Below are 14,729 nucleotides of genomic sequence, written 5' to 3'. Positions count from 1 at the left end.
GGTCGAATTTATGTGGCTTCTGGTCCTTGCTTATCTCGGCGGCGTGCTGACGATTGTCAGCCCATGCATTTTGCCGGTACTGCCGTTTGTCTTCGCCCGCACCGGGCAGCCGTTCATGAAAAGCGGCTTGCCATTGCTGGCCGGCATGGCGCTGACCTTCGCCCTCGTCGCCACGCTGGCAGCGGTGGGCGGCGGCTGGGTGGTGCAGGTCAATCAATACGGGCGCTGGCTGGCCTTGCTGTTCGTTGCCTTGTTCGGCCTGACGCTCGTGTTGCCAAAACTGGCCGAACGCCTGACCCGACCACTGGTGGCAGCTGGCGGTCGACTGTCCGAAGCTGCGGGCAATGATCCCCGGCCGCGTCCTGGCGCGTCGTTTCTGATTGGCGTCGCGACCGGCTTGCTCTGGGCACCTTGCGCCGGACCGATTCTGGGCCTGGTGCTGACCGGCGCGGCGCTGCAAGGCGCGAGTATCGGCACGACCTTGTTATTGCTGGCTTACGCCGCAGGTGCCTGCACCTCACTCGCAGTTGCGTTGCTGCTGGGCGGTAAGGTTTTTGCGGCGATGAAACGTTCCATCGGTGCTGGCGAGTGGGTGCGACGGGGTTTGGGCGTCGCCATGCTGGCTGGCGTGGCAGCGATTGCGCTGGGGCTGGATACCGGAATTCTGGCCAAGGTATCGACGGCCTCAACCGGCGGCATCGAACAGGCACTGGTTGGCCGACTGGCCGGTAAGTCGCCGAGCAGCAACGGGGCGATGATGGCGCAGAATCCAGGCAGCGGGAGCATGATGAAAGCCGCCAATCAGGCGGCGGACAGCTTGCCGGTCGAGGGCAATCTACCGGCGCTGGACGGCGCCGTGCAGTGGCTTAATTCGCCGCCGCTGACCGCCGAGGCGTTGAAAGGCAAAGTCGTGCTGGTGGATTTCTGGACGTACTCCTGCATCAACTGCTTGCGCACGTTGCCTTATGTCAAAGCCTGGGCCGAGAAGTACCGCGATCAGGGTTTGGTGGTGATTGGCGTACACGCGCCGGAATTTGCCTTCGAGCGCACTATCGGCAACGTCACCAAGGCGATGAAAGACCTGGGTATCAATTACCCGGTGGCGGTCGACAACGACTACAAGATCTGGCGTGCTTTCAACAACCAATACTGGCCGGCCCACTATTTTGCCGACGCTCAGGGCCGCATTCGTTATCACCACTTTGGCGAAGGCGATTACGCAGAATCGGAACGCGTCATCCAGCAACTGCTCCGTGAAGCGGGTGCCACCAAGGTCGCCGACGGCCTGATCACTGCCAACGCCCAGGGTGTGCAACAGGCGGCGGACATGAACGACGTGCAATCCCCGGAAACCTATGTCGGTTACCAGCGCGCGGAACAGTTTGTTCCTGCCCAAGGCCTGTTGCCGGACGCCGTGAAGAGCTACAGCCCGGCGCCGCAACTGGCGCTCAATGACTGGAGCCTGGAAGGTAAATGGAACGTCGGCTCCGAACAGGCCGCTGCCGACGCCTCGGCGAGTCGCATTGTTTACCGCTTTCATGCGCGGGACCTGCATCTGGTGCTCGGGCCTGGAGCCGTTGGCAAACCGGTGCGCTTCAAGGTGTTGATCGACGGCAAAGCGCCCGGCGACGCCCACGGTACCGACGTAGCCCCTGACGGCAGCGGCAGCGTGACAGAACAACGCTTGTATCAGCTGGTGCGCCAGCCCGGCAGCGTGCAGGACCGAACCTTCAGCATCGAATTTCTCGATCCGGGTGTCTCGGCGTATGCGTTTACTTTCGGTTGATCATCATTCATTGATTCAGGAGTCAGTCTCATGAAAACCCCATTTACGTTGCGCCGGATTGTGTTGCAACTGGCCGCAGCCGGTTTTATCGGCCAATGCTCCGTCGCCGCCTTTGCCGCTGAGGACGCGGTGCGCCTGGCGCCGCCAGCCATTGACGAAATCACCCAGGCCCACAGTGAAACGGCCGTGTTTGCCGGTGGCTGCTTTTGGGGCGTGCAAGGCGTGTTCGAACATGTCAAAGGTGTCAAGCAAGCCGTTTCCGGTTATGCCGGCGGCACATCCGACACCGCCCAATACGAGCGGGTCAGTGAGGGCGATACCGGCCATGCGGAATCCGTCGAAGTCACCTTCGATCCCGCTCAGGTCAGTTACGGGACCTTGCTGCAAATCTACTTTTCGGTGGCCCACAACCCAACCGAACTCAATCGCCAGGGACCGGATAGCGGCACCCAGTATCGTTCGGCACTGTTCACCAAAAGCAGCGAACAGCAACGTGTTGCCCAGGCTTACATCGCTCAACTGGACGCCGCGCATTCGTTCAACAAGCCCATTGTGACCAGGCTCGAATCGTTCAACGGGTTCTACCCGGCAGAGCAGGAACATCAGGATTTTCTGACCCGCCATCCCATGCATCCGTACATCGTGATCAACGATTTGCCCAAAGTGGCGCAGTTGAAGCAGTTGTATCCTGACCGTTATCAGGCTGAGCCGGTGTTGGTGAAGGCGGCAATGTAGTCGGGGATCGGGCTGTCATTCACTTAAACGATTGAGCCGCTATGCTGGTCAGCTAGTACTCAACGTCTATCAAGAGGTGATTGCAATGGCCAAGCCTTATAGCTAAGCAGCGCAGATTCCCAAAGAATCGCTCAAGGCGTTCACCTTCGAACGTCGAGCGCCGACGATGTGCAGATCGAGATTCTCTATTGCGGGGTGTGCCATTCCGACCTGCACACCGTGCGCAATGAGTGGCAGAACACCCTTTACCCGTCGGTTCCCGGTCATGAAGTTGTCGGTTGCGTAACCGCAGTTGGCGGCAACGTCGAGCCAGGCCAGAAAGTCGGTGTTGTCGGTCTGGGTGGTCTGGGGCACATGGCCGTCAAGATCGCTCACGCCATGGGCGCGCATGTGGTGCTGTTCACCAGCTCGCCTGACAAGCGCGAAGACGGCCTGCGTCTGGGTGCCGATGAAGTCGTGGTGTCGCAGAATCCGGATGAAATGGCGAAATTCGCCAACAGCCTGGATTTCATTCTCAACACTGTGGCCGCACCGCATAATCTCGACGGGTTTCTCTCGCTGCTCAAGCGCGATGGCACCATGACCCTCGTCGGTGCGCCTGACAGCCCACACCCATCGCCGACTGTGTTCAACCTGATCTTCAAGCGGCGTAGCCTGGCCGGTTCGTTGATCGGTGGCATTCAGGAAACCCAGGACATGCTGGATTTCTGCGCTAAACACGGAATCGTTTCGGATATCGAGATGATCGACATCCAGAACATCAACGAAGCTTACGAGCGCATGCTCAAAGGTGATGTGAAGTACCGATTCGTGATTGCCATGAACAGCCTCAAAAAAGAGGCTGCGGCAGCCTGATTTAAACGCTCCGGGCTCGATTCCCCCTTCGAGCCTGGGGCTGTGCAGTTTTGCCTGAGTATTAGCTCTTCTCACCGTAAACACGGCTGTCTACAGCCAAACGCTACGAGTGCTGCAGTTGGTTTTTTTCCTGCAGCTGTTCACTAGTTCACTGTCGTTTAAACGCCAACTAAACAGTGATCATTGGCAGGCGCGGCTGCCTGCAACGGATTGCTGCGCATTTACTGTCCGGAAATGGAGTACGCTACGCAGGCAACCGTCTACAGATTCAAGGATTAAGCCGTAAGCGGGTATGGAGGAATGGATATGCATGGGTATGGAATGGTGGGGGATCTACTTCATCTAGCCCTTTATTTAGTGAGCATCGGTGTTTGGGCTTTGCTCTGGATAGTCTGCATCTTCAACGCGAAAGGCCGACTAAAAAAATTGTTGGGTCCTCACGCATTGTTGATTTGTCTAGCGCTGTTTCCGGTATTGCCGGCAGCGTTCGTGGGCACAGCGTTGATTGCGTTTGGCCTCGAAAGCATTGTGTGGAGCGTGTTTGTTGCGGGTGTCGGGCTACCGCTGGTGGGCCTGCGTCTGGTTCAACGCTACCTGCAGGCCGATTCGAATGGCTGCGTATAAAGTCAATTCGACAATCAGACGTATTTGTCCGGATTATCGACAGGGGTTGGCAGAGCCGCATTTGAATAATAATGAAGAGGGATATATGCGAATACTTGTTATCGAAGATCACAAGGATATTCTCGCCAATATAACCGAATACTTCACACTTAAAGGCTGTGAAGTTGTCGGCGCCCTGGACGGCTTGGCAGGGTTACATCTGGCAGTAACAGGCAACTTCGATGCCATCATACTGGACCTTATGCTGCCCGGCATGGATGGCAATCTGGTGTGTAAAAACCTGCGAGAAAATACCAGGCAACAGGTTCCCATCCTGATGCTTACAGCCCGGGATGAATTGAGTGATCGGCTGGCCGGGTTCAAAGTGGGTGCGGATGACTACATCGTCAAGCCGTTCGCCCTGTCCGAACTATTTGCTCGCGTCGAAGCGGTCGCCCGCCGTTCAACAGGGTTAAGTAATCGCATGCTTCAAGTTCATGACTTGACCTACGATCTGGACTCTCTCGAAGTCTGTCGTGGCGGCAAATTGCTCAAGCTGAACCCGACCAATCTGGTATTTCTCGAATTGCTGATGCGCAAAAGTCCTTTGGTGGTAAAACGAAAGGAACTTGAAGAAGCGATCTGGGGTACCAATACTCCGGATACCGATAGTTTGCGCAGTAATATCTACCTGCTGCGCAAGGCGATCGATAAGTCTTTTGACATACCTCTGCTGCACACCCATCACGGGGTGGGCTACAAGTTGCACAGCCCGTACTGAGCGCAAGTAAAGCGGCCGCTTTCGGTACGAAGGTGGCCTGCGCGGGCATGCATGGGTATCTGCTATCTCGTCAAACCGCGCCTGCTCGCGGAGATGACATGCGTCTTGCGCAGTGGACCAAATGATTACTAAATGTATCGCCTCGTCGGGCGAGCGCGACCAGGTGCCCGAGTTTGCTGCTGTCATTAATTATTCAGGACTCTGCCTGTATTACCCCGCCAATCGTCATCCCCTGATGGCGTTGCGGCTGTTCGCTCAAACGGTTCGGGACTGGGCGAACGGGACCTCTGAGCCTGTCGAGCCTTGACCGGCCGGTCTGTTGTGCGACTCCGGCGTTAACGTTTGCTGTTGCTCAACACTTTATGCAGCTTGGCCTGCAGATCGCTTTCGTTGAACGGCTTTTGTACTACCAGCGAGCCTTCCAGACCCAGCACATCGGTATCGGCATAGCCGGTCACGAAAAGCACCGGTATTTCCGGATGGTTTTCATAGATCAGTGCGGCCAGCTCACCACCTGTCATGCCAGGCATGGCGAAATCGGTCAGCACCAGATCGATGGAATGATTGAGCATTTCCAGAGCCTCGACGCCGTCCTGCGCCTGTTTCACGGTGTAACCCATGGAATCAAGCATCTGCACGGTAACGGAGCGGACGTCAGGGTCGTCGTCGACCAGAAGAATGGTGTGCGAACCGGCTTCGTGTGCGGGATCTGGCTCTGCCGGGATTTCTTTCGGCAGGGTCTCAGGTTTGGCCACACTGGGCAGATAGACCATCACCTTGGTACCCACGCCCAGTTCACTCTCGATCATGACGCCGCCGCCTGACTGCTTGGCGAATCCGAACACTTGGGCCAGGCCCAGCCCTGAGCCTTTACCGACATCCTTGGTGGTGTAGAACGGCTCGAATGCGCGCTTCAACGTCTGCGCACTCATCCCGCTCCCCGAATCGCTGATGGCCAGAACCGCATACTTACCCGGTTCCGGATCCTCGGGGCGCACTGCAGGCCTGGTGATTTCTGCGTTGAAGGTCGAGAAGGACAGGGGACCACCTTTTGCCATCGCATCGCGCGCGTTGATGGCAAGGTTGAGGATGATCATTTCAGTCTGCGTCGGGTCACCCATGGCGTACCAGAGGTCGGTGGCCAGATCGGTTTCAATCCAGACGCTGCCTCCCAATGCACGGACCAGCAGAGTCCCCATGCTGCGGATCGTGTCGTTCAGGCTGATCGCCGCAGGCTGCAACCGTTGCCGGCGCGAAAACGAGAGCAACTGAGCGGTGAGCCGTGCGCCGCGTTCCCCGGCATCCTTGACGTTCTGCAAACGGTTGATGGTCTTGTCCAGTGTGCCGCGTTCGATATCGCGGATAGCGAAGGCGGTGCTGGTCAGGATCACGGTCAGCAGGTTGTTGAAATCGTGGGCCACGCCAGCCGTCAATTGGCCGACCACTTCAAGCCGCTGCATCTGCTGCAGGTCGGCTTCTATGCGCTCTTTCTCGCTGATTTGCGCGCGAAGCAGTTTGTTGGCAGCGGCAAGTTCATCTATTACCGCGCGTTCTTCGGTGATATCGCGAACGGCGGCATACATCAGTCCGTCCTCGGGTACGATTGTCCAGGAGAGCCAGCGATAGTCACCGGAGCGGTGCTTCATGCGATTGACGAAGCGGGTCGAGATATTGCCGCGTGCAATGCTCGCGACTTCTGCGACTGTGGCGTCAAGATCCAGCGGGTGGATCAATTCCCACAGGCGCATCTGGCTGATCTGCTGATTGGACCAGCCCAAAGCCGCTTCCCACGCCGGGTTGAACGATATGGGCGTCATGTCGAGCTGCAACACGGCCAGCAACTCCCGGGACAACTCCCAGGTGCGGTCGCGCTCACGGGTTCGCAGTTCAACGCGTGCGCCCAGCGCTTTGTTGAGTTCCACCAGTTCCCTGGTCGCCTGCTTACGCTCGCTGATGTCCTGCATCACACCCGTGAAGCGTACACATTGGCCATTTTCAAACACCGAGCGTCCATTGGAAAACAACCAGCGTGATCGACCACTCGGCATCAGCGCCCGGTATTCAATCTGGTAGTCGGCTTCCTTTGACATGGCCTCGTTGATTTTCAGCTCAAGCTGCGCTCGATCATCCGGATGACAGCGGGCCAGAAGAAACGGCAGGTCGACGGGGCTGTTGGGGAGTATTTCGTACAAGGCGTTGCAGCGTTCATCCCACAGCACCCGCCCGGTCAACGGTTCAAGCTCCCAGACGCCCATCATTGCCGCCTCGATGGCCAACCGGGCACGTACTTCAACGTCTTGCAGCGCCGACTCGGCGGCCTTGCGTTGTGCGCGTTCGCGGACCTCGGAGACAGCCCGCTTGACGGCCTTGGGCAGCATCTTCAGGTTTTGCTTGAGGACGTAATCCACCGCCCCCAGACGCATCATTTCCACTGCCTGCTGCTCACCGAAAATCCCTGACAGAAAAATGAAAGGGGTCTTGGGGGTCAGCTGCTGGGCGATTTTCAGCACGTCTGCGCCGGAGGAACCCGGCAGCAGGAAGTCGCACAGAACGACGTCAAATACCTGTTGGCTCAGGGCTTGAGCCGCGCCGTGGTGGTTGTGAACCAGAGTTGAGTCAACTTCGATGCCGCTGGCTTCCAATGCCAGAAGTGCCAGCTCCGCATCGTGCGGGCTGTCTTCAATCAGGAGGATTCTCAGTGCATTCAATGGCATTAAGTCGACTGCGCTTATCAATAAGGGTCAGGAACCGGGACGACGTTGAGCTCTGACCGATCCGGGTGGCGGCTCGTTCAGTACGGCCCAGAAAATACCCAGATCGGAAATGGCGCTGACGAACTCCTTGAACTCCACAGGCTTGACGACGTAGGCGTTGACGCCCAGTTGATAGGCGCGCGACAAATCAGGCTCTTCACGGGACGAGGTCAGCATGACAATGGGAATGCTGCGCAGCTCTTCCGACTGGCGAACGGCTTCCAGCACTTGCAGCCCATCGACTTTGGGCAATTTCAGATCCAGCAGCAGTACTGCGGGATTGCCGTCGAGCCTTTGCGCGTAGGCATTGCGGCGGAACAAGTAATCAAGCGCGTCCGCGCCGTCACGAACGACGATCACTTCATTGGCGAGCTGGCTGCGTTCCAGAGCGATCAGGGTCAGCTCCAGATCGTGGGGATTGTCCTCGACCAGCAATATGGGTTTGAGCATCACGTTTGTTCCTCAATCAGGCAACTGGACTCAGGGTTTGAATGGGTAGGGTGAAGGAGAAGACCGCGCCCTGGTTGAGCACGCCTTGCGCCCGGACGGTGCCGCCATGACGCTCGATAATCCGCCGGACATTGGCCAGGCCGATGCCAGTGCCTTCAAATTCCTCCATCCGGTGCAGGCGCTGGAAGACCCCGAACAGTTTGTCTGCGTATTGCATGTCAAAGCCCACGCCGTTATCACGGATGCTGACCTCGACAACGTTGTCGCGTTTGAAGGCGTCGATCTCGATGACGGCGTTCGTTTTGGTGCGGGTGTACTTGATGGCGTTGGCGATAAGGTTGCGCATCGCCAGGTGCAGGAACGCAGGGTCGGCAATGATGACCGGCAGGTCCCGAACCACCCACTCGATCGTCCGGCCTTCGTAGTCAGGTTGCATTTCAGTCCGGATCGACTCGACCATGGCGGTCAGATCGACCTCTGACTGACGCATTGCCGATCTGCCCATTTGGGAAAAACTGAGCAGGTTGTCCACCAGCGTCCCGGCAAATTTTGCTGACTCGCCGATGGTGCCCAGGAAACGCTGGCCACGTTCGGTGAGGTTTCCCTGCTCCATGTCCGTGAGCAACTCGGCATAGCCGGCAATGTGGCGCAGCGGGGCGCGCAAGTCATGGGAAACGCTGTAGGAGAACGCTTCAAGCTCTTTGTTGCTGCGCTTGAGCTCGATGGTCAGCTGGGCCATTTCCTCCGCCTTGCGCAAGACAATTCCGAGCACAGCAAGGCGTAGTTCGGCGACACCTTCCAGTTCGGTTGCGTCCCAGCTCGTGGAGAAGCCTTCGACCTTTTGTTTCCAGAGATCAAAGCTCTGACGGGGACTTAACGAGCCGCTTTGATCAATGGCTTTTTCTGGTCTTCCCGCCCAATGAACGGTACGGGCCTGCTCGCATTTGAACCAGATCAGGAAGTTCGAATGCAGCACGGAGATGGATACGGACAAAACGCCGCTCACGGATTTGGCCAGCCCGGGCAACTGCGGAATTTCCACCCCGACATTGTCGGTGTGAAAGACATCCGCTCCATTGCGTTTGGTCAGCCAGGCGGCGAGCGCCCGAACCTGTCCTTCCGGCGGTGTCTGGCCGTACAGGTCGCATTCGTTATCAGAGACGACCGCCGCGCCGGTGGCACCGACAAAACGGATAAACGTATCAGGCAGGGCTTTGAGCCCGTTGAACACGCTGTCCTGATCGGCCATTGCCGCCAACATCTGGACGATGTCTCTTCGCAGGCCCAGCATGCGCTGATTGCGCAGGTGAGCCTCCTTGGTTTCCACCTGCAATGACAGCACCCTGCCCAGCAGTTCGCAGGCCGAGCGGGTCTGAAAGCTGACAGAGCGGGGTTCTGAGTTGTGGCAGGAAATCAGCCCCCACAGTTCACCCTCAACCACAATCGAGATGGACATGGATGCCCCGGTACCCATGTTGCGCATGTACTGCAGATGCACGGGCGAAACGCTGCGCAGGGTCGCATAGCTCAAGTCGAGAGGGCGCTGGGTCCTGGGGTTGATCGCCGGGATAATCGCGGAGGGCACGTAGTTGGCGTCGGCAATGATCCGGATGCGGTTGGCGCAGTAGAGCTCGCGCGCCTGGCGGGGAATGTCCGACGCCGGGAAGCACAGGCCCAGATAGCTGGGGTAGCCATCGTTGGCCAGCTCGGCGTTGACCACGCCGTTGCCGTCTTTATCGAATCGATAACTGTTGACCCGCCCGAAGCCGGTGATGCGCTTGATGAAGGACACAGAGCGATTACACAGTTCGTCAACGCTTTCGTCTTCACGCATCTGACTGATGAACGAACGCACCAACGGATACAGCCGGCCGTGAGCGGAAGCCGTGTCGCCGGCAGGTTCAAACTCGGCAATCAACACGTCATCGTTGCGATGGAGCATCATCGCGACCGGGTGGCCGGATTGATCGCCCTGAAGGAAAGTGACATCACCAACGTGGCAGGGCTGCGACGCATCTTCGTCAAGTTCACCCAGCTGGGCCACGTACGCTGAGCCATTCTCGACGAGCGCATCCAGCTCCATATCCAACAGGGATGTCTGCTCGATATTCAGCCATTGCGCAATGTTTTCGCTGATCTGGACGATCTTCATCGCCGCTTCATCAATGACGATCAGGAAGCCTTGAGGCTGGATGCTGCCCGGGATGCGAATAGGTTCCCGAGCGCAATTATCGATAGCGGCTTGCAGCGATGCTTCAGTGTCGATAGCGGTCAAAATTTTTCCCTTTGAAGGCTTTTGAGACGGGTGAAGCAGGCTCAAGTAACGAGCAGAAAATCACCAAAATGCGTTTGCGTCGAAAAATCCGATGACACAGTATCAAATTACGCAAGCTCAGTTTGTTTGAATGACGCTGAGTGCCGTTGTTCCCGATGACAGGATCAATAACTGATTTGAACCTGCGGAGTAACATGCTCTTCAGGAAATACACGCCATCCGGTCCGCCCAATGGGCAACGGATCAAGCTTGCTGCCCAAACCAAAGTGGAATTTGTCTCGATGGATTTACGCGACCTCTACTATTTCGAAACCATCGCTGATCTGGGCAATCTCGGTCGCGCCGGTGACAAGCTGCATCGCACACAGCCTGCGCTGTCGAAAAGCGTTCAGCGCCTGGAGCAAACCCTCGGTACCGCGTTGTTTTTCCGCGAGGGCCGTCGGATGCGCCTTACGCCCGCAGGTGAATTGCTTCTGATGCGGGCGCGACATCTGCGTCAGGGCGTGCAGGAAACCCGTCGGGAAATTCAGGATTTCGCCAAAGGCACCGTGGGCAATGTGCGGCTTGGCTGCGGCCCGACTGCCGCCGAATACCTGTTGCCCAGCCTGGTTTCGCTGTTGCTGGAGACCGCGCCGGACCTGACCCTGGAGCTGGTCACCGGGCAGAACGATATGCTGCTCAATGCATTGCGCACGGGACAACTGGACCTGTTGATCTGTCCGTTATCGGCGGTGGATGTCGCCCAGTTCGAAACCTTCGCATTGTTGCAGGACGAAGTGGTGGTGGTTGCCAGCGTCGACCATGCGTTGTTCAAACAACCGATCAGCATGGCCGACCTGTGCAACTGGCGCTGGGTGTTGGCGGCGCCGACCGTGGCAACGCGGCGCTGGCTGGACAACACATTTTTCAATCATCAGCTGGATATGCCGCAGATCCAGATTCAAACCAACTCCATCAATATGATGCCGCGACTGATCGCTCATACGCCGCTGTTGAGCTTCATTTCCAGGCATAACCTGGGGGTCGGCAAGATCGGCGCAACGTTGCGTGAAGTCCCGCTTGCAGAAACCACCATGAAACGCAGTTTCGGCCTGGTGATGCGCCGCGAAGCTTACGTTTCGCCGCCTGCTGCTTACATCGTCGACTTGCTCAAGCGAGAAGGGACGGCGTTGTTCACTGATCACTCCGAGCAGGACTGAATAATCCAGCAAGTGTTACCCATTTCCCCAGCATGGGCGAAGCATGGGTATTTCTATCAATAACATTCATAGTTGAATAAAAAAGCGGAAATAGATTTATACGAGGAATAGGTTAAACATGGGGTCATGGCGGTAGGCGACGATGCGTGAAGTCGGTACCGATGCCAATAATCAAAACAAGGCGTCCACTATGACCTACAGCATTCTCGTCACTGCAGAGCGCCTGGCCCCTGCAGGACTGGACATCCTCAACCAGCAAGGCTGCCGCGTCCTGTTCGTGCGTCAAGGGCAGGAAGTCGCCGACATCGAGCACCTGATGGCGACCCACCCGGTGGACGCCGTGATCTCCCGCACTTTCGAGCTGAGCGAACAGGCGATTGCCTCGTGCCCGAGCCTGAAAGTCATCTCTAAACACGGCGTTGGCGTGAGCAACATCGATGTTGCGGCGGCCAGCGCCCGGGGAATCCCGGTTTATGTCACTCCGGGCGCCAACGCGCAGTCGGTGTGCGAAATGACCCTGGCCCTGATGTTTGGCGCCGCCCGCAAAGTGAGCTGGATGGACCACGAAATCCGCGCCGGTCGCTGGTCCCGCGCTCAGGACGGCCTGGAATTGCAAGGTCGCACCCTGGGGCTGGTGGGTTTCGGACAGGTCGCGCGAAAAGTCGCCACGGTGTGTCAGGCGCTGGGCATGGCCGTGCGCGTCTACGATCCATTCCTCGCCGCCGACAGCGACCTGATGGGCGCCGAGCGCATGGGCTCGTTGGCGGCTTTATTGCCCCTCAGCGATGTCCTGAGCCTGCACGTACCGCTCACTGCGCAAACCCGGGACCTGATTGGCGCGGCTGAACTTGCGTTGCTTCCCGAGCACGCCGTCCTGATCAATACCGCACGAGGCGAAGTCGTCAACGAAGCGGCGTTGGTCGAGGCCTTGCGCGGCGGTCGGCTGTACGCCGCCGGCCTGGACACCATGGCCATCGAGCCACTCCCTGCCGACAGCCCGTTGCTGAGCCTGGACAACGTGCTGCTGACGCCCCATGTCGGCGGTTCGACGCCAGCGGCGCTGGCCGCCATGGCTCGGGACGCAGCAACCAATGTGACTGATTTTTTGAGTGGCAAGCCTGTGCCGCGTACGTCTTGTGTCAACGCCGACATCCTTCCCCTCTGACCGGAGATACCCATGACCACTTCTGCTCTCAATGACTGGCCAACCGGCTACCGCATCAATCCGCGCAATGACGGCCTGGACAGTGAACTGGTTGCCGCTTTTCGCACGATTCCGGTAGCGGTTGCGGGGGATTGCCTGGGTCGCAGCATCGGCGCCCGGGGATTGCACATCTACCACGGCGACCTGACACTCAAGCTTTGCGGCCCGGCGTTTACCCTGCGCGTCCGGCCCGGCGACAACCTGATGGTGCACAAGGCGCTGATGATGGTGCAGCCCGGTGATGTGCTGGTTATCGACGGCGCTGGCGATCTCAGTCAGGCGGTGATTGGCGGCCTGGTCCGCACCACCGCATTGCGCGTGAAACTGGGCGGGATCGTCATTGACGGAGCCGTTCGTGATCTTGAGGAATTGGCCGAAGGTATCCTCCCGGTGTTCGCGGCGGGGCATACCCATCGGGGCCCAAGCAAGGACGGACCCGGTGAAATCAACGTGCCGATTGCCTGCGCCGGTTTGTGTGTGATGCCGGGCGACCTGATGCTCGGCGACGCGGATGGCGTGCTGGCGGTGCCGCAGGCCGACGTTGCCGCGCTGCTGCCGAAAACCCTCGCTCATCTGGAGCGGGAAGCTTCAATCCGCGAAACCAACCGCCTCGGTACAGCGAACCCTGAACGATTCGACGCGCTGCTGCGCGCCAAAGGCCTGCCGGTCTGAGCTCATTGCACTGATACCTCGCACTCAACACGCTCTCGGTCATCGCTGCTGATGGCTGCCGGGTTGCACCCGTAAAACGTCACCCAGATAAAACCAAAAAAAAGAGGGAACCCATGCTGACGATCCTCAGCTATACGATGATCACCTGCTTCATGTACCTGGTCATGAGCCGCCGGCTCTCGCCCTTGGTGGCGCTGATGCTGGTCCCGGTGGTCTTCGCCTGTATCGGCGGTTTCGCCGCCGGGCTTGGTCCGATGATGATCGACGGGGTGAAGATGCTCGCACCCACCGGCATCATGCTCACTTTCGCGATTCTGTACTTTTCGATGATGACCGATGCCGGCCTGTTCAATCCGCTGGTCAAGTTGATCCTCAAAGTGGTCAAGGGCGATCCGCAGAAAATCGTGATCGGCAGCGCCATTCTCGGTATCTGCGTCGGTCTCGATGGTGACGGTGCGACGACCTACATCATCACCACCGCCGCGCTCTTGCCGTTGTACCGGCGCACTGGCATTCGCCTGCAAGTCATGGCGACCGTCTTGTTGCTGAGTAACGGCGTGATGAACATGCTGCCTTGGGCCGGGCCGTTTTCCCGCGCCGCGAGTGCGATGCATGTGGACATCGCGAGTCTGTTCATGGAAATGCTGCCGATGATGCTCGCCGCGCTGGCGTGGGTGGTGTTCGTGGCGTTTTTGCTGGGCCGTATGGAGAAGCGTCGTCTGGGTGTGATCGAGCTGCGCGAAGGCGAGGGCATGGATCATTTCAAGGAGTCCAGACCTGGGGATTGGCGCTTCGCCTTCAATGCCGTGCTCACCATCACATTGATTGCCTGCATGGTCATGAGCATGTTGCCCCTGCCGATTTTGTTCATGCTCGCGTTCGGCCTCGGCGCGGTGGTCAACTTCCCGAAAATCGAAGAACAGAAAGCCCTGATCGCCCGCCACGCGGATAACGTGATGCTGGTGTCGTTGCTGATTTTCGCGGCAGGGATTTTCGTCGGCATCATGACCGGCACCGGCATGATCAAGGCCATCTCGGAAAGCCTGATCTACATCATTCCGCAGTGGGCCGGGCAGTACATGTCACTGATTACCGCGCTGTTGAGCATGCCGGGCACCTACGTGCTGACCAACGACGCGTTCTATTTCGGCATCCTGCCGATCCTCGCCGATACCGCCAGCCATTACGGTATTGGTCCCATGGAGATGGCCGTCGCCGGGCTGATCGGTCAGCCGGTCCATGTGCTGAGTCCCTTGGTGGCTTCGACCTACCTGCTGTGCGGGCTGCTGGATGTCGACTATGCGGACAACCAGCGCATCTCCCTGAAATGGTCGCTGGGCACGGTCGGCGTGATGTTCGTGATGTCGCTGATGATCGGCGCGCTGTCCATCCTGCATTGAGCGACCGCGCCGACGC

The 14,729-nt window shown here is 58.4% G+C and carries 11 protein-coding genes and 1 pseudogene; 9 read left to right on the top strand and 3 right to left on the bottom strand.

Annotation, left to right across the window (positions count from 1 at the left end; all coding sequences use genetic code 11):
- Positions 1-10 precede the first annotated feature (10 nt).
- The 5 genes and pseudogenes from AABC73_RS16895 to AABC73_RS16875 all read left to right on the top strand — a co-directional run bounded on the left by AABC73_RS16895 (position 11) and on the right by AABC73_RS16875 (position 4,760).
- Entirely contained in the window at positions 11-1,786 is a 1,776-nt protein-coding gene (locus tag AABC73_RS16895; RefSeq protein ID WP_341520161.1) for a cytochrome c biogenesis protein DipZ, read from the top strand.
- Positions 1,787-1,816: 30 nt separating this feature from the next.
- Complete coding sequence (gene msrA, locus AABC73_RS16890) at positions 1,817-2,521, top strand: peptide-methionine (S)-S-oxide reductase MsrA (protein ID WP_341520160.1); 705 nt, start codon at positions 1,817-1,819, stop codon at positions 2,519-2,521.
- Positions 2,522-2,636: 115 nt separating this feature from the next.
- A pseudogene (locus tag AABC73_RS16885) lies at positions 2,637-3,376 on the top strand (NAD(P)-dependent alcohol dehydrogenase).
- Positions 3,377-3,682: 306 nt separating this feature from the next.
- Positions 3,683-4,000 (top strand): hypothetical protein, encoded by a 318-nt coding sequence (locus AABC73_RS16880; RefSeq protein ID WP_341520159.1) that lies wholly within the window; start codon positions 3,683-3,685, stop codon positions 3,998-4,000.
- Positions 4,001-4,085: 85 nt separating this feature from the next.
- Positions 4,086-4,760: a response regulator transcription factor gene (locus AABC73_RS16875; RefSeq protein WP_341524263.1), complete on the top strand. Its 675-nt coding sequence runs from the start codon at positions 4,086-4,088 to the stop codon at positions 4,758-4,760.
- A 335-nt stretch (positions 4,761-5,095) separates the two neighbouring features.
- On the opposite strand, the gene AABC73_RS16870 is transcribed toward AABC73_RS16875, so the two are convergent.
- The 3 genes from AABC73_RS16870 to AABC73_RS16860 are packed head-to-tail and all read right to left on the bottom strand — an operon-like array spanning position 5,096 to position 10,229.
- A complete protein-coding gene (locus AABC73_RS16870; protein WP_341520158.1) occupies positions 5,096-7,474 on the bottom strand; it encodes a response regulator in 2,379 nt (792 codons plus the stop codon).
- Between the two features lie 27 nt (positions 7,475-7,501).
- Positions 7,502-7,963, bottom strand: coding sequence for a response regulator (locus AABC73_RS16865; RefSeq protein WP_341520157.1), 462 nt, complete (start codon positions 7,961-7,963; stop codon positions 7,502-7,504).
- 16 nt (positions 7,964-7,979) lie between these two features.
- Positions 7,980-10,229, bottom strand: coding sequence for an ATP-binding protein (locus AABC73_RS16860; protein ID WP_341524262.1), 2,250 nt, complete (start codon positions 10,227-10,229; stop codon positions 7,980-7,982).
- Positions 10,230-10,519: 290 nt separating this feature from the next.
- Here AABC73_RS16860 and AABC73_RS16855 point away from each other — a divergent pair, with 290 nt between their 5' ends.
- From AABC73_RS16855 to AABC73_RS16840, 4 genes are all read left to right on the top strand, one after another.
- Complete coding sequence (locus AABC73_RS16855; protein ID WP_341524261.1) at positions 10,520-11,437, top strand: LysR family transcriptional regulator; 918 nt, start codon at positions 10,520-10,522, stop codon at positions 11,435-11,437.
- Positions 11,438-11,579: 142 nt separating this feature from the next.
- Positions 11,580-12,602: a hydroxyacid dehydrogenase gene (locus AABC73_RS16850; RefSeq protein ID WP_341520156.1), complete on the top strand. Its 1,023-nt coding sequence runs from the start codon at positions 11,580-11,582 to the stop codon at positions 12,600-12,602.
- 12 nt (positions 12,603-12,614) lie between these two features.
- Positions 12,615-13,313, top strand: a complete 699-nt coding sequence (locus AABC73_RS16845) for an RraA family protein (RefSeq protein ID WP_341520155.1) — start codon at positions 12,615-12,617, stop codon at positions 13,311-13,313.
- A gap of 113 nt (positions 13,314-13,426) precedes the next feature.
- Positions 13,427-14,713, top strand: a complete 1,287-nt coding sequence (locus AABC73_RS16840; protein WP_341520154.1) for a citrate:proton symporter — start codon at positions 13,427-13,429, stop codon at positions 14,711-14,713.
- Positions 14,714-14,729 lie beyond the last annotated feature (16 nt).

This window comes from Pseudomonas sp. G.S.17, from assembly GCF_038096165.1.
Classification (GTDB): Bacteria; Pseudomonadota; Gammaproteobacteria; order Pseudomonadales; family Pseudomonadaceae; genus Aquipseudomonas.
The sequence above is the reverse complement of the archived record's forward strand: the minus strand, read 5'-3'. Positions and strand labels throughout refer to the sequence as shown.